This window comes from Roseovarius sp. (genome assembly GCF_040223625.1).
GTDB lineage: Bacteria > Pseudomonadota > Alphaproteobacteria > Rhodobacterales > Rhodobacteraceae > Roseovarius.
Window position 1 is genome coordinate 77982 of sequence record NZ_JAVKFX010000062.1, and the last position, 18889, is coordinate 96870.

At 67.2% G+C, this 18889-nt stretch carries 17 protein-coding genes; 12 read left to right on the forward strand and 5 right to left on the reverse strand.

All coding sequences use genetic code 11. The annotated features are described in order from the left end of the window. Nucleotides 1-302: 302 nt before the first annotated feature. The 3 genes from RLN94_RS17695 (at nt 303) to RLN94_RS17705 (ending at nt 3488) form a co-directional block, all read left to right on the forward strand. Nucleotides 303-1340: a TRAP transporter substrate-binding protein gene (locus tag RLN94_RS17695; protein ID WP_350130742.1), complete on the forward strand. Its 1038-nt coding sequence runs from the start codon at nt 303-305 to the stop codon at nt 1338-1340. Between the two features lie 64 nt (nt 1341-1404). Continuing rightward, nucleotides 1405-1989: a TRAP transporter small permease gene (locus RLN94_RS17700; protein WP_350130743.1), complete on the forward strand. Its 585-nt coding sequence runs from the start codon at nt 1405-1407 to the stop codon at nt 1987-1989. Next, the gene (locus tag RLN94_RS17705; protein WP_350130744.1) at nt 1986-3488 is read left to right on the forward strand and encodes a TRAP transporter large permease; all 1503 of its coding nucleotides are present in this window, start codon (nt 1986-1988) and stop codon (nt 3486-3488) included. The genes RLN94_RS17700 and RLN94_RS17705 overlap by 4 nt, the downstream gene beginning before the upstream one ends. A 425-nt stretch (nt 3489-3913) precedes the next feature. On the opposite strand, the gene RLN94_RS17710 is transcribed toward RLN94_RS17705, so the two are convergent. From RLN94_RS17710 to RLN94_RS17720, 3 genes are read right to left on the reverse strand one after another with little or no spacing between them, the layout of a single operon-like run. Continuing rightward, on the reverse strand, nt 3914-4327 hold the full coding sequence (locus RLN94_RS17710; RefSeq protein WP_350130745.1) for a PaaI family thioesterase: 414 nt from the start codon (nt 4325-4327) through the stop codon (nt 3914-3916). Then, a complete protein-coding gene (locus RLN94_RS17715) occupies nt 4324-5346 on the reverse strand; it encodes a phosphotransferase family protein (protein ID WP_350130746.1) in 1023 nt (340 codons plus the stop codon). The genes RLN94_RS17710 and RLN94_RS17715 overlap by 4 nt, the downstream gene beginning before the upstream one ends. Then, nucleotides 5343-6980: a long-chain fatty acid--CoA ligase gene (locus RLN94_RS17720; RefSeq protein ID WP_350130747.1), complete on the reverse strand. Its 1638-nt coding sequence runs from the start codon at nt 6978-6980 to the stop codon at nt 5343-5345. The genes RLN94_RS17715 and RLN94_RS17720 overlap by 4 nt, the downstream gene beginning before the upstream one ends. 156 nt (nt 6981-7136) lie before the next feature. Between RLN94_RS17720 and rpe the strand changes: the two genes are divergently transcribed. Both rpe and RLN94_RS17730 read left to right on the forward strand, forming a co-directional pair. Further along, nucleotides 7137-7829, forward strand: a complete 693-nt coding sequence (gene rpe, locus RLN94_RS17725; RefSeq protein WP_350130748.1) for a ribulose-phosphate 3-epimerase — start codon at nt 7137-7139, stop codon at nt 7827-7829. A gap of 248 nt (nt 7830-8077) precedes the next feature. Continuing rightward, on the forward strand, nt 8078-9361 hold the full coding sequence (locus RLN94_RS17730; protein ID WP_350130749.1) for an acetylornithine deacetylase/succinyl-diaminopimelate desuccinylase family protein: 1284 nt from the start codon (nt 8078-8080) through the stop codon (nt 9359-9361). A gap of 167 nt (nt 9362-9528) precedes the next feature. Here RLN94_RS17730 and panC read toward each other — a convergent pair whose 3' ends face one another. Then, nucleotides 9529-10374, reverse strand: coding sequence for a pantoate--beta-alanine ligase (panC, locus tag RLN94_RS17735; RefSeq protein WP_350169355.1), 846 nt, complete (start codon nt 10372-10374; stop codon nt 9529-9531). A 165-nt stretch (nt 10375-10539) separates the two neighbouring features. Between panC and RLN94_RS17740 the strand changes: the two genes are divergently transcribed. From RLN94_RS17740 to RLN94_RS17765, 6 genes are all read left to right on the forward strand, one after another. Next, nucleotides 10540-12015, forward strand: coding sequence for an ABC transporter substrate-binding protein (locus RLN94_RS17740; protein WP_350130751.1), 1476 nt, complete (start codon nt 10540-10542; stop codon nt 12013-12015). A gap of 133 nt (nt 12016-12148) precedes the next feature. Then, nucleotides 12149-13096, forward strand: a complete 948-nt coding sequence (locus RLN94_RS17745; protein WP_350130752.1) for an ABC transporter permease — start codon at nt 12149-12151, stop codon at nt 13094-13096. Then, the gene (locus RLN94_RS17750) at nt 13093-13908 is read left to right on the forward strand and encodes an ABC transporter permease (RefSeq protein WP_350130753.1); all 816 of its coding nucleotides are present in this window, start codon (nt 13093-13095) and stop codon (nt 13906-13908) included. The genes RLN94_RS17745 and RLN94_RS17750 overlap by 4 nt, the downstream gene beginning before the upstream one ends. After that, entirely contained in the window at nt 13905-15479 is a 1575-nt protein-coding gene (locus RLN94_RS17755) for an ABC transporter ATP-binding protein (protein WP_350130754.1), read from the forward strand. The genes RLN94_RS17750 and RLN94_RS17755 overlap by 4 nt, the downstream gene beginning before the upstream one ends. 57 nt (nt 15480-15536) lie before the next feature. Beyond that, entirely contained in the window at nt 15537-16322 is a 786-nt protein-coding gene (locus RLN94_RS17760; RefSeq protein WP_350130755.1) for a hypothetical protein, read from the forward strand. Next, entirely contained in the window at nt 16319-17509 is a 1191-nt protein-coding gene (locus RLN94_RS17765; protein ID WP_350130756.1) for a winged helix-turn-helix domain-containing protein, read from the forward strand. Before RLN94_RS17760 ends, RLN94_RS17765 begins: the two co-directional genes overlap by 4 nt. A gap of 237 nt (nt 17510-17746) precedes the next feature. Here RLN94_RS17765 and RLN94_RS17770 read toward each other — a convergent pair whose 3' ends face one another. Further along, nucleotides 17747-18367 carry an isochorismatase family protein gene (locus tag RLN94_RS17770; protein WP_350130757.1) on the reverse strand — a complete coding sequence of 207 codons (621 nt, stop codon included), beginning with the start codon at nt 18365-18367 and terminating at the stop codon, nt 17747-17749. A gap of 243 nt (nt 18368-18610) precedes the next feature. On the opposite strand from RLN94_RS17770, the gene RLN94_RS17775 reads away from it, so the two are divergent. Then, on the forward strand, nt 18611-18889 hold a 279-nt coding region (locus tag RLN94_RS17775; protein ID WP_350130758.1), incomplete at its 3' end, for a GDP-mannose 4,6-dehydratase.

Below are 18889 nucleotides of genomic sequence, written 5' to 3' on the forward strand. Positions count from 1 at the left end.
TTGTCCTGATGATGATGGGGGCGCGCGGGTCCTTCGATCGGCCTTGCCGCCACGGTTATGGCGAGGCTCGTGGCGGGCGGACTCGCCCGATGCGGGAGCCCTCTCGCCAACACGTTTCAAAAAACATTGCAACACCACATTTCTGAAACATTTTCCCTGATGACAGTTGCAAAACGGATCAATTCAATGCCAACATCGGAGCGGCCCGAGATCCGGTGAACGGGCGGGGCGGCTTCGGCCGACGAAGGATGGCCCGCGCGGGACGCGCCGGGAGAAGCGATCTCAAGGGAGGAGACCCGAGAATGACATTTGTGACGAAAGCCTTGCGCACCGCGCTGGCCGGCGTCGTGGCGGCCGGGATCGGCGGCGCGGCGATGGCGCAGGAGGTGACGCTGAAGATGCACCAGTTCCTGCCACCGCAGGCGAACGTGCCCAAGCTGATCCTGCAGCCCTGGGCCGACCGGATCATGGAGGCCTCGGACGGGCGTATCCAGATCGACCATTACCCGGCGATGCAGCTTGGCGGCAAGCCGCCCGAGCTGGCCAGCCAGGTGACCGACGGCGTGGCCGACATCATCTGGACGGTGGCGGGCTATACCCCCGGCCGGTTCCCGCAGGCCGAGGTGTTCGAGCTGCCCTTCATGATGACCAACGCCGAGGCGACCTCGCGCGCGTTCTGGCAGTATGCCGAAGCCAACATGATGGACAGCGACTTCAGCGACATCAAGGTGCTGGGCGTCTGGGTGCATGGCCCGGGGGTGATCCATTCCAGTTCGCCGGTGAACGAGATCGCCGATCTCAACGGTCTGAAGGTGCGGGGCCCGACGCGGGTAATCACCGGCATGCTGACCGACCTTGGCGCGACCGCCGTGGGCCTGCCGGTGCCGGCCATTCCCGAGGCGCTGTCGAAGGGCGTGATCGATGCCTGCGTGATCCCGTGGGAGGTGACCGCCGCGCTGAAAGTGCCGGAACTGGTGCAGAACCACACGGTGTTCGGGGGCGAGTCGCTCTATACCACGGCCTTTGTCTTTGCGATGAACAAGGACAAGTACGAGAGCCTTCCCGACGACCTGAAGGCGATCATCGACGAGCACACGGGCGAGGATTTCTCGGCCATGGCCGGCAAGCTTCAGGCCGGGGCCGACGTGCCCTCGCGCAAGCTGGCCGAGGACATGGGCAACAACATCATCGACCTGACGCCGGAACAGGTGGCCGAGTGGAAGGAAGCCGCCAGCGGCACCGAGGCCAAGTGGATCGAAGAGATGAACGGCAAGGGCTTCGACGGGCAGGCGCTGGTCGACCAGGCCAAGTCGCTGATCGAAGAGAACACCACCGAGTGAAGATGACAGGGTCCGGCGCCGGGTGACCCCCGGCGCCGGACGTATTTCCGGGACAGGTTCCGCAATGCAAAGACTGTTCATGACCCTGGCCCGCATGATGGCCGTACTCGGCGGGGCGGTCCTGACGCTGGTGATCTTCGTGACCTGTTTCTCGGTCGCGGGGCGGATGCTGAACGGGTTTTTGCATGGCGGCGTGGCGCAGGGGCTGTTTCCCGAGCTGGCCGACCGCCTGATCGCCGCCGGGGTTGGTCCGCTGCTGGGGGATTTCGAGCTGGTCGAGGCCGGGGTGGCGTTCGCCATCTTCGCCTTCCTGCCGCTGTGCCAGATTACCGGGGGCCATGCGAGCGTCGATATCTTCACCACGAAGCTGCCCGACGCGGTGAACCGGGGGATCCAACTGGTCATCGACGTGGTCTTTGCCGCGGTGCTGATCCTGATCGCGTGGCAGCTTTACCAGGGGATGCTGGAGAAGCTGCGGTACAACGAGACGACATTCATGCTGCAATTCCCGGTCTGGTGGGCCTATGCCGCGAGCCTTGTCGCCGCGGTGGTGGCCGCGCTGGTGGGGGTGTTCGTGGCGCTGGCACGGCTGGGCGAGGTGGTGACCGGGCGGGTGATCCTGCAGGGCAATGAAGGGGCGGATGCGTGACGAGCCTCGAGATCGGACTGGCGTCGTTCCCCGTGCTGATGGGGCTGATCTTCCTGCGGGTGCCGATCGGCCTTGCGATGTTCCTGGTGGCGCTGGGGGGCCTATACTTCGTCACTGACGGGATGGCCGTGGCGCTGTCGAGGCTCAAGCACGAGACGTTTTCGACCTTTTCCAGCTACTCGCTGTCGATCGTGCCGATGTTCCTTCTGATGGGCCATTTCGCGACGCTGGGGGGCATGTCGGCGGCGCTGTTCAAGGCGGCGGAGGCGTTCCTGGGCCACCGCAAGGGCGGGGTGGCGATGGCGTCGGTGGGCGCCTGCGCCGGGTTCGGCGCGATCTGCGGGTCGTCGCTGGCGACGGCGGCGACGATGAGCCAGGTCGCGCTGCCGGAGCTGAAGCGGTACGGGTATTCGGGCGGGCTTTCCACGGCGACGCTGGCCGCGGGCGGCACGCTGGGCATTCTCATTCCGCCCTCGGTGATCCTGGTGATCTATGCGATCCTGACCGAGCAGAATATTGCCAAACTCTTTCTGTCGGCGTTCATTCCGGGCATCTTGGCCGCGATCGGCTACATGTTGACCATCGCGATTTACGTTAGGGTTAACCCGTCGGCCGCCGGGCTGCGCGAGCCCATCCCGATGAGCGAGCGGTTCCGGGCGCTGATGGATGTCTGGCCGGTGCTGCTGGTCTTCCTGCTGGTGGTGGGGGGCATCTACCTTGGCTGGTTCACGCCCACCGAGGGCGCGGCGGTGGGGGCCGCGGGCACCGGGCTGATCGCGCTGCTGAACCGGGGGCTGACGCGGCGGACACTGGTGCAGAGCTTCTATGCCACGGCGCGCAACACCGCGATGATCTTCTTCATCGTGCTGGGGGCGGCGTTCTACAACGGGTTTTTGGCGCTGACGCAGGTGCCGCAGGAGCTGTCGCAATGGGTGGTGGAGCAGGGGATGAGCCCCTGGGCGGTGCTGGCCTGTATCCTGCTGCTGTACCTGGTGTTCGGCTGTCTGATGGACAGCCTGTCGATGATCCTGCTGACGATTCCGATCTTCTTCCCGATCATCTCGGAGCTGGATTTCGGCTTTGTTTCATTGGCCGCGATGCAGGCGGAGGCGGCGCGGGAGGCGCTGGCCGCGGGAGTGCCGGACGTGGCGCCGGAGATGCTGGAAGGGATACGCGCGGCGATGGCCGCGGGGGCCGAGCTGACGCGGGAGCAGATGCAGGCGATCGGGATCAACGTGACGCCGGTCATGGCGAACCGGATTGCCGCCGAGGAGGTCGCGATCTGGTTCGGGATCCTCGTGCTGATCGTGGTGGAGGTCGGGCTGATCACGCCGCCGGTGGGGATGAACCTGTTTGTTATCAACTCGATGGACCCCAAGACGCGGATGATCGACACCTACAAGGCGGTGATGCCCTTCGTGGCCTCGGATATCGTTCGGGTGGTGATCCTGGTGGCGTTCCCGGGGATCACGCTGTTCCTGTTGAGGGTGCTGCATTAGGGGCGTCGCATGGTGGGTTTCACCCACCCTGCGGGGCGTTTTGCGATGTCGGTATAACGTCGGTATTTTGTCGGTATTGCGTCGGTGGTTTTCGTGGGGTGACGGTCGAACAGGGCACACGCCCGGAACAGAGCCGCGCCTTGGCGCGGCGCCGGGCGAGCGCCGGCCCGTCCCGTCGCACCGAAGGTGCGCCATGTATTGGCGGCACGCCTTTGGCGTGACGGGCAGGCGCTTTTGAGGTGTAGCGTGAGGTTCGGAGGGAAGAGGTGGGTGGCACCATAAAGTGCGAGCCACTGTCGTTGCAGCGCCTCCCCACGGGCCGGCGCTCGCCCGGCGGGGAGGTTGCGGGCGGGGCGTGAGGTCCCGGCTCGGGGCCGGGACGGGGAGGGGGGTGGTGCGAGGTTCCGGCGGGGGGCCGGGACGGGTCAGCCCATCGAGCGGTAGCGGAAGACGCCGCTGGCGGTGGCCACGAGGGTGCCCTCGTCGTCGGTGAGGCGGCCCTCGGCGAAATAGGTTTTGGCCCCGCCGCCGGTCTTGTGGCCGGTGGCGATCAGGCGGGTGCCGCGGGCCTGGCCCACGTAATTCACCGTCAGCGACAGGGTGAGCGCGTTCTGCTTGCGGTCGGGGTCGCCGGTGTAGCAGCCGGCATAGCCCATCGCCGTGTCGAGCAGGGTGGCGTGGATGCCGCCATGGGGCAGGCCCTGACGGTTGCCGAGGAAGGGTTGTATCGGCAGTTCGACCGTGGCGGCGCCGTCGGACCATGCGGTCATCTCGATGCCGAGGTGGGTTTGCAGGGGGTAGGGGGCCTCGAGGAGGGTCGGGTCGAGATCGTCTTTCATCGTTTCGCGGCCTCCAGCCCCGCGCGGGCGAATTCGGGGACGTATTCGCCCAGTTTCAGGCCGCGTTCCGGATCGGAGGCGTTGCCGTCGAGGGCGCGTTTCTTGACCCCTTGCAGGATCGCCGCCATGCGGAAGAAGCAGAAGGCGAGGTAGAAGTTGAAATCATCGATGCCGGGGAGGCCGCGGCGGTCGCAATAGGTGTCGATGAAGCGCTGGTCGGACCAGAGGCCCCTGGCCTCGCGATCCACGCCGCCGAGGCCGCGGCCCTCGGTGGTGGCGGGCATCGACCATTGCATGATCACGGCGGCGAGGTCGGCATAGGGGTGGCCGGTGGTCGAGAGTTCCCAGTCGAGCACGGCGAGCACCTGCGCGCTGTCGGGGGCGTAGAGCAGGTTGTCGAGCCGGTAGTCGCCATGCACCAGCGTGCGCTGGCCGTCATCGGCGGGCATGTTGGCCTTGAGCCAGTCGATCAGCGCCTCCATGTCGGGGAGGTCTTCGGTCTGGGTGGCGTGGTACTGCTTGGTCCAGCGGTCGGTCTGGCGCTGGCAGTAATGGCCGGGGGGGCCGTAGTCGGCAAGGCCCACGGCGTCGAGGTCGACCGAGTGGATGGCGGCGAGGACGCGGTTCATCTCGTCGATGATGGCGGAGCGCTCCTCGGGGGTCTGGTCGGGCAGGCTGGGCTGATCGAAGGTGCGGCCGTGGACGAGGTCCATGATGTAGAAGGCCGAGCCGATCACGTCATCGTCTTCGCAGAGCGCGTGCATTTTCGCGACCGGCACGTCGGTGTCCTGAAGCGCGGATTGCACGCGGTATTCGCGGTCGACCGCGTGGGCGGATTTGAGGAGCACGCCGGGCGGTTTGCGGCGGAGGACGTAAGACCCTGTCGGCGTGTCGAGCCCGTAGGTGGGGTTCGACTGGCCGCCCGAGAACTTGGTGGCGGCGACGGGGCCGGTGAAGCCGGGGATGTTGGCCTTGGCCCAGGCTTCGACCGCTTCGACGTCGAGCGCGAGGCCGCTCATGCCGGGCCCTCGCGGAATTCGGGGAGCACGTAGTCGGAGAATTTCTCGCGCAGGGTGAGCTTGGAGACCTTGCCGGTGGCGGTGAGGGGCAGGTCGTCGACGAAGACGATGTCGTCGGGCAGCTGCCACTTGGCGAAGTGGTCGGACATGAAGTCGTGCAGCGCGTCGAGGGTGATGCGCTTGTCGCCGGCGGGGACGACCACCAGCACGGGCCGCTCGTCCCATTTCGGGTGGGGCACGGCGATCACCGCGCAGGCGGCGATGTCGGGATGGGCGGTGGCGTGGTTCTCGAGGTCGATGGAGCTGATCCATTCGCCGCCGGATTTGACGAGATCCTTGGCGCGGTCGCGGATGATCAGACGGCCATCCTCGCCCACGGTCGAGACGTCGCCGGTGCCGAACCAGCCATCGGCGTCGAAGGCGGCTTTGGTGGCCTCCTCGTTCTCGTAATAGGCGCGGATCACGGTGTTGCCGCGCACGTAGAGTTCCCCGGTGGTTTCGCCGTCATGGGGGAGGCGGTTGCCGTCGTCGTCGACGATCTTGAATTCGACCCCGAAGAGGCGGCGGCCGGCGCCTGTCTTGGCGTCGATCTGTTCGTCCTTCGACGCGGATTTGATCCATTCGGGCAGCAGGCCGCGGGTGCCGATGGGGCTCATTTCCGTCATGCCCCAGGCCTGGTTGACGTTGACGCCCATGGCCTCGAAGGCGGCGATCATGGCGCGCGGGGCGGCGGAGCCGCCGACCACGAGGTCTTCGAAGCCCTTGGGGGGTTTATTGCCGCGCTTCTCGATCTCGGCCTGAAGCCCGGCCCAGACCGTGGGCACACCCCAGGCGGTATAGACCTCCTCGGCCTGCATCAGGTCGTAGAGGCTGGCGCCGTCGAGGAAGCGGCCGGGCATGACCATGGTCATGCCGGCGAGCGGCGCGGTGTAGGGCATGCCCCAGGCGTTGACGTGGAAGAGCGGCACGACGGGCAGGGCGCGGCGGCCGGAGGAGAGGCTTTGCGGGTGGCCCGCCACCACGTAGAGCGCGTGCAGCACGGTGGAGCGGTGGGAATAGAGCGCGCCCTTGGGGTTGCCGGTGGTGCCGGAGGTGTAGCAGAGCCCGGCGGCGGTGGTTTCGAGGAATTCGGGCCAGTCCATTTCCTTCGGCTGGCCCTCGAGCAGCTCTTCGTAGCAGAGCACGTCGAGCGAGGTGTCGGGCATGTGGGCGCGGTCGGTCATGACGACGATCTTCATGCCCTCGGGCACGTCGCCCTTGAGCGCCTCGACGAGGCCGATCAGGCTGAGATCGACGCAGAGCACGCTGTCCTGCGCGTGGTTGAGGATGTAGCTCATCTGTTCGGCCGGGAGGCGCGGGTTGAGCGTGTGGCAGACGGCGCCGATGCCGGAGATGCCGTAGTAGAGCTCGAAATGGCGATGGCCGTTCCAGGCGAGGGTGGCGACGCGGTCGCCTTCCTTGACGCCCAGCGCCTTCAGCCCGTGGGCAAGCTGCGAGACGCGGCCGAGGATCTCGGGGTAGGACAGGCGGTGCACGTCGCCCTCGTCGCGGGCGGAGACGATGCCCTGGTCCGGGAAAGCCTCGGCGGCATAGGTGAGGATGTCGATGATCCTCAGGTCTCGGTGCATCATCATGCCTTGCATCGGGGCGGTGCCTTTCGCGGTCTTTGTCCTGTTGCGGGGGACGGTGGCACAAAGCCCCGGGGCATTCAATGCGATGCCGCCAGCCTTGACCGCGCGGCGCGGCGGGCCTAACCGGGGGGCGAGCCGCCCCAGCAGGAGAATCCCCCCATGCCGTTCGACCGTACCGTCAAGATCGCCCCTTCCATCCTGTCGGCCGATTTCGCCAATTTCGGCGCCGAGATCCGGGCGATCGAGGCGCAGGGGGCCGACTGGGTGCATGTGGACGTGATGGACAATCATTTCGTGCCGAACCTGACCTTCGGGCCGCAGGCGGTGAAGGCGTTCCGGCCGCATGTGACCACCTTCATGGACGTGCATTTGATGATCTCGCCGGTGGATGCGTCGATCTCGGCCTATGCCGAGGCGGGCGCCGACATGATCACCGCCCATGTGGAGGCGGAGCCGCATATCCACCGGACGATGCAGGCAATTCGGGCGACGGGGAAGATGGCGGGCGTGTCGCTCAACCCGGCGACGCCGCTGGAGAGCATCGAATACCTGCTGGATGACGTGGACATGGTCTTGCTGATGACGGTGAACCCCGGCTTCGGCGGGCAGAAGTTCATCGAGAGCGGGGTGGAGAAGACAAGGCGGCTGCGGGAGATGATCGGCGACCGGCCGGTGCATATCCAGATCGATGGTGGGGTGACGCCGGAGACGGCGCCGGCGGTGGTGGCGGCCGGGGCGGATGTGCTGGTGGCGGGCTCGGCGGTGTTCAAGGGCGGCTCGGTGGAGACGCCGGAGGTGTACGGGGCGAATATCCGGGCGCTGCGGGAAGCGGTGGCCGGGGTTCAGCAGTAGGGGCCCTTTGCCCGGAATCAAGCCACGCCAAGGGCGTGGCGCCGGGCAGCGCCCGACCGCTCCCCGGGCGGGCGCTTCTGCAACGACGTCATGTCGAGCCATCGTTGGATGTGGCGGCGCCATAAATCAACCATCACATCCGTAGGCGCGCCCACCCGCGGTCGGGCGCTGCCCGGCGGGGCTATTCCTCGCCCTTCCTCTTTCCCTCAAACCGGTGCTACGCTTCGCCAAAAGGCAGGGAGCATCGCATGGATATCACGGACAGGCTGAAGGCGGAGATCGAAGCGCGGCAGGAGGATCTGGTGGCGCTGACGCAGGACCTGATCCGCATTCCCACGCTGAACCCGCCGGGGCGGGAGTACCGGACGATCTGTGACTATCTCGACCGGCGGCTGCTGCGGTCGGGCTTTCATACCGAGCTGATCCGGGCCGAGGGGGCGCGGGGGGACAGCGACAAGTATCCGCGCTGGAACATCGTGGCGCGGCGCGAGGGCAAGGTCCCCGGCCAATGCGTGCATTTCAACTCTCACATCGACGTGGTCGAGACCGGCCATGGCTGGACGGTCGACCCGTTCGGCGGCGAGGTGAAGGATGGCAAGGTCTATGGCCGGGGCGCCTGTGACATGAAGGGGGGCCTCGCGGCGAGCATCATCGCGGCGGAGGTGTTCATCGACCTTTGCCCCGACTATGCCGGCGCGATCGAGATTTCCGGCACGGCGGACGAGGAATCGGGCGGGTTCGGCGGTGTCGCCTACCTGGCCGAGAAGGGGTATTTCAGCCCCGAGCGGGTGCAGCACGTGATCATCCCCGAGCCGCTGAACAAGGACCGGATCTGCCTTGGCCATCGCGGCGTCTGGTGGGCGGAGGTGGAGACCAAGGGCGAGATCGCCCATGGCTCGATGCCGTTCCTGGGCGATTGCGCGGTGCGGCATATGGGGGCGGTGTTGCAGGAGATGGAGACGAGCCTGTTCCCCGCGCTGGCCGAGAAGCGGACAGAGATGCCGGTGGTGCCGGAAGGGGCAAGGCAGTCGACGCTGAACATCAACTCGATCCATGGCGGCGAGGCGGAGCAGGAGGAGGATTACTCGGGCCCGCCGTCGCCTTGCGTGCCCGACCGCTGCCGCATGGTGATCGACCGGCGCTTCCTGATCGAGGAGGATATCGAGGAGGTGCAGGCCGAGATCCGCGCCGTGCTGGAGCGCGTGCGGGACGGGCGGCCGGGCTTCGATTACGAGATCACCGAGCTGTTCCGGGTGCTGCCGACGATGACCGAGCGCGAGGCGCCGGTGGTGACTTCGGTCGCCGGGGCGGTGAATGCCGTCTTCGGGCGCGACGCCACCTATGTTGTCAGCCCCGGCACCTATGACCAGAAGCATATCGACCGGATCGGGCGGCTGAAGAACTGTATCGCCTACGGGCCGGGCATCCTCGACCTCGCCCACAAGCCGGACGAATACGTGGGGATCGAGGACATGGTGCAGTCGGCCCAGGTGATGGCGCTGGCGCTCAATGATCTGCTGGGCGGGGCCTGAGGTTTCATCTTTCCGAAAATACTCGAATGTCGGCGCCTGCGGCAGGCGCTGGATTTGAGTATTTGGAGAAAGATGAAAGTCGAAGGCGTGCCCGGCTTTCATTGTTCCGGAAATACTCATCGTGGCGCAGTTGAGTATTTGAAGAACAGTGAAAGGGCGGGCGGTGCCTAGACCGCGATGTTGTCGATGAGCCGGACACCGGCGAGCCAGGCGGCGGCGTAGAGGCGGGCGGGGCGCGTGGGGGCGTCGAGCAGGTGGAGGTCGTCGGCAGCGCGGAGGTCGAGATATTCGACCTGGGTGAAGCCGGTCTTTTCCAGCCGGTCGATGGCGGCGCGCTGGAGCGGGCCGAAGGGCTGGCCTTCGGCGAGGCCTTGGGCCACGGTTTCCATTTCCTCGAAGAGGCGCGGGGCGAGGGTGCGGGCGCGGTCCGAAAGCAGCAGGTTGCGCGAGGAGAGCGCCAGCCCGTCGATGTCGCGGATCGTCGGGCAGCCGTGGATGGTGATCGGCAGGTCGAGATCGCGGGCGAGGCGGGTGACGACCTGCAATTGCTGGAAGTCCTTTTCGCCGAAGAAGGCGTCGGTCGCCGTGGTCTGGGTGAAGAGCTTGGTGCAGACCGTGGCGACGCCGTCGAAATGGCCGGGGCGCAGGATGCCGTCCATCATCTCGGTGAGGCCCGAGACCGAGACGGTGGTGGCGAAGCCCGAGGGGTAGATCTGGTCGGGGTCGGGCACGTAGAGCGCGTCGATCTCGAGACGGGCGAGCTTGCGGGCGTCTTCCACTTCGGTGCGGGGGTAGTTGGCGAGATCCTCGGGGTTGTTGAACTGTCTGGGGTTCACGAAGATCGTCACGATCACCCGGTCGCAACGGTCCTTGGCCGCCTCGACCAGCGAGAGGTGCCCGTCATGCAGCGCCCCCCTGGTGGGCACGACGCCGATGGTTTCATGCGCGTCGTGCCAGGTGTCGGTCAGGCCGCGCAGGTCGGCAAGGCGGCGGAGGATCGGGGGCGGGGTCATCGGCGGGCCTTCGGGGTCGTTTGCGGGTGTCGGGGCGGGTTCTATCCGCTGTGCGGAGGGGAATCCACCGCTTCGCGCGCGGCTTGTGGTTGATTGCGCGGCGGTTTCCGGAGAGACTTCGCCCCACAGGGTGGGATTCCACGAGGGTATAGGAGACCGGGAAGGATGAAGACGTTCCGTATGGCCGCGCTGGCCGGCGCGATGGTGATGGCGGCGGGGGCCGCGCAGGCGAAGAGCGACATCGTTGTCGGGCTGAACCTCGAGCCGCCGCATCTCGACCCGACGAGTGCCGCCGCCGGGGCCATCGACCAGGTTCTTTATGCCAATGTTTTCGAGGGGTTGACCCGGTTCGGGCCGGACGGGTCGGTGAACCCGGGCCTGGCCGAGAGCTGGGAGATTTCCGAGGACGGGCTGACCTATACCTTCACGCTGCACGAGGGGGTGACGTTCCATGACGGCTCGGCGCTCGATGCCGGCGACGTGAAATTCAGCCTCGACCGCGCGCGGGACGAGGACAGCCAGAACGCGCAGAAGGCGCTGTTCGAGGGGATCGAGAGCGTCGAGGCGGTCGATGTCCTGACGGTGAAGGTGACGCTGAAGAAGCCGGACGGGAGCTTCCTGTTCAACATGGCCTGGGGCGACGCGGTGATCGTGGCGCCCGAGAGCATCACCGAGATCGCGCAGGAGCCGGTGGGCACCGGCGCCTTCGTCTTCGACGACTGGGTGCAGGGCGACCGGATCACGCTGGTGAAGAACCCCGATTACTGGGGGGAGCCGGCGAAGCTGGACCGGGTGACGTTCAAGTTCATCTCGGACCCGACGGCGGCCTTTGCCGCGGTGATGGCCGAGGATGTGCACGCCTTCCCCGGCTTCCCGGCGCCTGAGAACCTGCCGCAGTTCGAAGCGGATCAGCGGTTCCAGGTGCTGGTCGGGTCGACCGAGGGGGAGACGATCCTGTCGACCAACAACAAGATGAAGCCGTTCGACGACGTGAAGGTGCGCGAGGCGATTGCGCACGCGATCGACCGGCAGGCGATCATCGACGGGGCGATGTTCGGCCTCGGCACGCCGATCGGGACGCATTTCGCGCCGCATAACCCGGATTACGTCGATTTGACGGAGATGTCGCAATACGACCCGGAGAAGGCCAGGGCGCTTCTGGCCGAGGCGGGCTATGCGGACGGGTTCACCACCACGCTGAAGCTGCCGCCGCCCTCCTATGCGCGGCGCGGGGGCGAGATCATCGCGGCGCAGCTTCGGGCCGTGGGGATCGAGGCGGAAATCTCGAACCTCGAATGGGCGCAATGGCTGGAGCAGGTGTTCAACGGCAAGGATTTCGGGCTGACCATCGTGAGCCATACCGAGCCCTTCGATATCGGGATCTATGCCCGGCCGGATTATTATTTCCAGTATGACGATGCCGAGTTCCAGGAGATGAACACCGAGCTGGGCGGCGAGGCGGACCCGGCGAAGCGGTCCGACCTGCTGGAGCGGATGCAGCGGAAGATCGCGGAGGATTACGTGAACGGCTACCTGTTCCAGCTGGCGACGCCGACGGTGGCGAATGCGAAGATCAAGGGGCTGTGGACCGATGCGCCGACGCAGGCCACCGACCTGACGGGGGTCTATTGGGAGGACTGACCGGCGCGGGGCCCGGAATTTTTGAAAATTCCGCGGCGCGGGCGGTGGCGGGGGACCGCCGCCGCAACCGGGCGGGAGGTCCGGAGAGGGCGGATTTGAGTATTTCGGCCAAGAAGAAGCCGGGGGTGGCGTGATGCTGCGCTACGTGGGGCGGCGGCTGGTGTCGCTCGTGGTCTCGCTCCTGGTGGCGTCGGTGGTGATCTTCCTGGCGCTGGAGGTCGTGCCGGGGGATCCGGCGGCCTACATGCTGGGGATCAATGCGCAGGAGGACACGCTGGCCGCGCTGCGGGCTGAGCTGGGGCTCGATCAGTCGCGGGTGGAGCGGTACTTCAGTTGGGTGGGCGGCATGGTGCAGGGGGATTTCGGCACCTCCTACACCTATCGGACGCCGGTGGCGGAGATGATCGGGGATCGGCTGTGGGTGAGCCTGCCGCTGGCGGTTTATGCGCTTGTGCTGAGCACGCTGATCGCTTTTCCGGCCGGGATCTGGGCGGCCTCGAAGCGCGGCTCGCCCGTCGACTGGGGGGTGATGGGGGTGACGCAGCTTGGCGTGGCGATCCCGAATTTCTGGTTCGCGATGCTGATGGTGCTGGTTTTTGCCATCAACCTGCGCTGGTTCAGCGCCGGCGGGTTTGCCGGGTGGGAGAACGGGCTGCTGGCGGGGATGAAGAGCCTGACCCTGCCGGCCATTGCGCTGGCGCTGCCGCAGGCGAGTATCCTGGCAAGGGTGATGCGCTCGGCGCTTCTGGACACGCTGGGGGAGGATTTCATCCGGACGGCACGGGCCAAGGGGCTGACGCGGGGGCAGGCGTTGAGGCGGCACGCGCTCAGGAACGCGCTGATCCCGGTGCTGACGATCATCGGGTTGCAGTTTTCCTTCCTGCTGGCGGGCGTCATCATCATCGAGAACGTGTTCTTCCTGCCCGGGCTGGGGCGGCTGGTGTTCCAGGCGATCAGCTCGCGCGACCTGATCGTGGTGGAATCGGTGGTGATGTTCCTGGTCTTCGCCGTGGTGATGGTGAATTTCGTGGTGGACCTGACCTATGCCTGGGTCGATCCGCGGCTGAGGGGGCGGCGGTGAGGGGGGCGCTCATTTTCGGGGCCTGCCTGTCGGCGGTGTTTGCCGGGGCGGCGGTGCTGTCCTTTCTGTGGGTGCCCTATGATATCGAGGCGCTGGATATCGCCAACAAGATCCAGCCGCCCTCGGCCGTGCATCCCTTGGGGACGGATCATTTCGGGCGGGATATCCTGTCGATGATCATGGTGGGGGCGCGGACGTCGATCGCCGTGGCGCTGGTGGCGGTGGGGATCGGCATGGGGCTGGGCGTGCCGCTGGGGCTGGCGGCGGCGGCAAGGCGGGGGAGCTGGCTGGACGAGGTGATCAGCCGGGGGAATGACCTGATCTTTGCGTTTCCGAGCCTGTTGATCGCGATCATGATCACCGCCGTTTTCGGGCCGAGCGCGGTGAACGCGATCATCGCCATCGGCATCTTCAACATTCCCGTTTTCGCGCGGCTGGTGCGGGGGGCGGCGATGAGCCTCTGGACGCGGGAATACGTGCTGGCGGCGCGGGTGGCCGGCAAGGGGGCGGTGCGGATTTCGTGGGAGCATATCCTGCCGAATGTCGCCAACCTGTTGATCGTGCAGGGAACGATCCAGTTTTCGCTGGGCATTCTGGCGGAGGCGGGGCTCAGTTACGTGGGGCTGGGGGCGCAGCCCCCGGTGCCGAGCTGGGGGCGGATGCTGGCCGACAGCCAGACGATGATTTCCTTTGCGCCGCATATGGCGCTGTTTCCGGGGCTGGCGATTTTGCTGACGGTGCTGGGGCTGAACCTGATGGGGGACGGGTTGCGGGACCTGCTCGACCCGAGGCTTCGGAGGGCGCGGCAATGAGCCTGTTGGAGATCGAGGGGTTGGGGCTGAGCATCGGGCGGGTGAGGGTGCTGGAGGACGTGTCGCTGTCGGTGGGCGCGGGCGAGATCGTGGGGGTGATCGGCGAGTCGGGGAGCGGCAAGTCGATGACCGCGCTGAGCGTGATGCAGTTGCTGCCGCAGGGGGCAAGCTGCACGGGCCGGATCATGCTGGCGGGGCAGGACGTGCTTGCGATGAAGGAGCGTGCGCTCTGCCGGATCAGGGGCAACGAGGTGGGCATGGTGTTCCAGGAGCCGATGACGGCGCTGAACCCGTTGCAGACCATCGGCGACCAGGTGGCGGAGACGGTGTTGATCCATGAGCGGGTGGGCCGGGCCGAGGCGATGAGCCGGGCGGCGGAGGCGCTGGCGCGGGTGGAGCTGCCGCAGGACCGGTTTCCGCTGGGGCGCTATCCGCACGAGCTGTCGGGTGGGCAGCGGCAGCGGGTGGGGATCGCCATGGCGATTGCGCTGCGCCCGAAGCTGCTGATTGCCGACGAGCCGACCACGGCGCTGGACGTGACCACGCAGGCGGAGGTTCTGCGGCTGTTGAAGCGGCTGGTGCAGGAGGACGGGATGGGGCTGATGCTGATCTCGCACGACCTTGGGGTCGTGGCGGGGATGGCGGACCGGATCGTCATCATGCGGCAGGGCAGGGTGATGGAGGAGGGGCGTTTCGGGGCGTTGAGCCATCCCTATTCGCTGAGGCTCTTGGAGGCGTCGGACCATGTGCCGGAGCGCGAGGGGCAGGCGGGCGAGGCGCCGCTGCTGGAGGTGCGGGACGTGGTGCGGGAGTATGACACGCCGCGGCAGGGATGGTTGGGAAAGCCGGGCGTGTTCCGGGCGGTGGACGGGGTGAGTTTCGACGTGCGGCGGGGGGAGAACCTTGGCCTCGTGGGCGAATCGGGCTGCGGGAAGTCGACGCTGACGCGGGCGATCCTGGGGCTGGAGGAGGTGCAGGGCGGCACGATCCGGCTGGACGGGCAGCCGGTGTTTGTGGGCCATAAACCCAACCGGGATGTGCGGCGGCGGATGCAGGTGGTGTTCCAGGATCCGTATGGCAGTTTCAACCCGCGTCACAAGGTCGGGCGGCTGGTGGCGGAGCCGTTTCATTTGCTGGACGATGCGCCCGGCGGAGAGGCGCGGGCGGCGGCGGTGGCGGAGGCGCTGGAGAGCGTGGGGCTGACGGCGGGGGACGCGGAGAAATATATCCACGAGTTCAGCGGCGGGCAGCGGCAGCGGATCGCCATTGCCCGGGCGCTGATCATCCGGCCGGAGCTGATCATCCTCGACGAGGCGGTGAGCGCGCTGGACGTGCAGGTGCGGGCGCAGATCCTCGACCTTTTGGCGGGGTTGTCGGACCGGCTGGGCCTGACCTACCTGTTCATCAGCCATGACCTGTCGGTGGTGCGGAACGTGACCGACCGGGTGCTGGTGATGCAGGCGGGACGGATCGTCGAGCAGGGCGCGACGGAAGAGGTGTTCACCCGCCCGCGCCACGCCTATACCAGAGAGTTGATCGCGGCGGTGCCGAAACTGCCGAGGTCGGCATAGCCAATCCTTTCCGCCTCCCCTACAACTGGACCGAGAGCCCCGAGCCCGGAGACCGCCTTGCACCTGATCATCGCCTTTTGCCTTTGCCTGACGCTTCTGCCTGCCGCCGCCACGGCCGCGCCGGAGGAGGATGTCGTCGTCGTGACCAAGCAGGACATCATGGCGCTTCTGGCGCAGATCCCCGACATGGCGCCGGTGCGCGAGGACATGCGCGCGCTGGGCTTCCGGGGGGAGAATCTCGAGCTGGCGGTGGCGCAGAACCGGGCCTTCTATACCGATCCGGTGATTGCCGGGCATATCGCCGAGCAGGTGATGATGGCCTATGCCGAGCCCGGCCGGCCGGGGCAGGCGCAGGGGCTGATCTGGCCGCTGATCGACCGGGGGCTGGGGCATCTGCCGACCCGGAAGCTTCGGTATTATTACCAGGTCGAGGAGACGATGATCGACGCGCTGCCGGTGGCGCAGTGCGGGCGGATCATCCGCAACGACCTGTCGGCGGAGGCGCATTCGGACACGATGAGCCGGATGGCGGCGCGGCTGAACGCGCCGGCGCTGAAGGAATATTACGACATCCAGTTGCGCGCCGCGCGGCTGGGGGCGAGCCGGAATGCCGTGCGGCTGTCGCGGGCCCAGTTCGACCGGGTACGCGCGGGGCTCGACCGGGAGATGGACGTGCTGATCGCCGGCACCCCGCGGCCCGAGTCGATCGTCGAGGCGATGCGCGACCTGCGGCGGGCCGACAACCGGCGGGCCTGCGTGATCGGGCGGCTGATGTATGACGCGGTGATGCGGCTGGAGGGGCAGGTTCAGCGCGATGCGCTGATCTTCATGAGCGCCCCGTGAGCACGCCGCTTCGCATCGGCAACCGCGATGCGCGGCGGCTCTGGCTGTGGACGAACGGGTTGTCGGGCACGCCGGTGGGGCCGGTGGACGTGATGGGGATGATCCGGGCGCTGGGTTTCGTGCAGATCGACACGATCCGCAACGTGACAAGGGCGCATCATCACATCCTGTGGAGCCGGAACCAGAATTACCGGGAAAGGATGCTGTGGCCGTTGCTCCGGCAACGGGAGATTTTCGAGCATTTCACGCATGATGCCTCGCTCATCCCGATGGACGTGCTGCCGATGTGGCAGCGCCAGTTCCGGCGGCTGGGCGAGAAGGCGGCGCGGCATGACTGGTACCAGTCGGGGCTGGGACAGGAGCAGATCGCCAGTATCCGCGCGCGGATCGCGGCGGAGGGGGCGCTGTCGACCCATGCGTTCGAGACCAGGGCGGAGAGCCGCGAGATGTGGGCGAGGCCGCCGCACAAGAAGGCGCTCGACCAGATGTGGTATTCGGGGGAGCTCGCGACCTGTCACCGCGAGAATTTCGTGAAGTTCTACGATCTGGGCGAGCGGGTCTTTCCGGCGCATCTGCGCGAGGGGCCGGGGGAGGCGGAGAGTGCGCTGTGGCTGTGCGATGCCGCGCTCGACCGGCTGAGCGTGGGCACGACGGGCGAGGTGCAGCGGTTCTGGGCGGCGATGGAGGCGGGCGAGGCGCAAGGCTGGGCCGAGGCGCGGCGGCCGGTGCCGGTGGAGGTGCAGGGGGCGGACGGCGCGTGGCGGCAGGCCTGGGGCGCGCCGGATGTCGAGGCGCGGCTGGCGGCGGCGCCGGGGGCGACGAGCCGGTTGCGGATCCTGAACCCGTTCGACCCGGCGATCAGGGACCGGGTCAGGCTGGAGCGGCTCTTCGGGTTCGCCTATCGCAACGAGATGTTCGTGCCGAAGGAGAAGCGGCTGTGGGGCTATTACGTCTATCCGCTGCTGGAGGGCGACCGGTTCGTGGGGCGCTGCGAGCTGAAGGCGGACCGGGCGGCGGGCTGGCTGCGGGTGACGGGGTTCTGGCCGGAGCGGGGCGTCAAGTGGGGGCCGTCGCGGGTGGAGAAGCTGGAGGCGGAGCTCGGGCGGTTCGCGCGGTTGGCGGGGATCCGGGATGTTGGCTGGGAGGTTGAGAGGCCGGGGGAGGGGTTGGTGGTGCCTCGGGTTTGAGGTGGGGCTTGTGAGGCGCGAGGTCCCGGGTCAGGCCCGGGACGGGTGAAGTTTACAGGGCCGCGGATCGGCGGGCCGCGGTGCGGCGAACCAACTAGGGTAGTTGCCACTTTATGTCAGCCAAGTGCATCCAACTTTCAAGCATGGCACTTCGATTGCCAAATCGCCGGGCCGTCGGGGCGGCCCGCCGATCCGCGGCGGCGCGCTGTGGCGCGCCTTGATTCCGCGGAAGGGGTCTTACTCGTTGCCCTGCGCTCGCTCCAGATCGGGCGCGTCGGCTTTCGTCAGCGCAAGCGCCTGATCCGTCGAGATCGCCGTGCAGAACTCGCCGTGCAGTGAGGCCACCGACAGGGCGTGCACCGTTTCCGGGTCGTGATCCGTGCCGTCCGGTCCGACCCGGTTGGTGGTCGCGCAGGCCTCCGGCACGAGGTAGGTGTCGTAGCCCATGTTGCCGGCCATCCGGGTCGAGGTCTCGACGCAGAAATTGGTGAAGAAGCCCACCACGACCAGCCTCGTGATGCCGTGCTGGCGCATGCGCAGCTCGATATCGGTGCCGATGAAGGCGGAGTTCACGTCCTTCCTGACGATGATCTCGCTGGCCGAGGGTTCGAACCCCTCGATCATCGCGCCGGTGGGCAGGGAGAGCTTCAGGGGGGAGGCGGCCTCGCGGCTGTCGTGCTGGGTGTAGATCACCGGCAGGCCCGCCGCGCGCCACGCCGCCAGGAGGCGGGCCATCTCGGCCTCGGCGCCGGGGTTGTTGCGGCGGCCGGTGGGTCCGCCCCAATGTTCGAGCACGTTCACGCCCTTCTGCACGTCGATGAGGAGGAGGGCGGTTTCGGGGCCGAACTGGCGGATCATGGGGTTTCCTTTTCATTCCGGGTTGCCAGAGCAGTCGAGCATCCGGCGCGATGGGTTTCTGGTACATCCGCGACAGGGGCGGGGGCAAGAGCGTCAAAGGCGGGGCGGGGGTAATCGGGAGCGAGGAGGTCCCGGCTCGGGGGCCGGGACGGGGGCGCCGGGGTACGGCGCGCTGCCCAACCCCCTTTTCAACCGGTGGGGAAGCCTTTATCGGGTGAACCCCGAAGCCAAGGCGAGACAGACATGGGCGAAAAGACAGCACTCATCACCGGCGTCACCGGGCAGGACGGGGCCTACCTTTCGGAGTTCCTGCTCGACAAGGGCTACGAGGTGCATGGCATCAAGCGGCGCACGTCGCTGTTCAACACCGCCCGGATCGATCACCTGATCGAGGGGGCGCCGGGGCGTGAGGGCCGTTTCGTTCTGCATCACGGGGACATGACGGACAGCTCGTCGCTGACGCATATCCTGCAGAAGGTGAAGCCCGACGAGGTCTATAACCTCGCCGCGCAGAGCCACGTC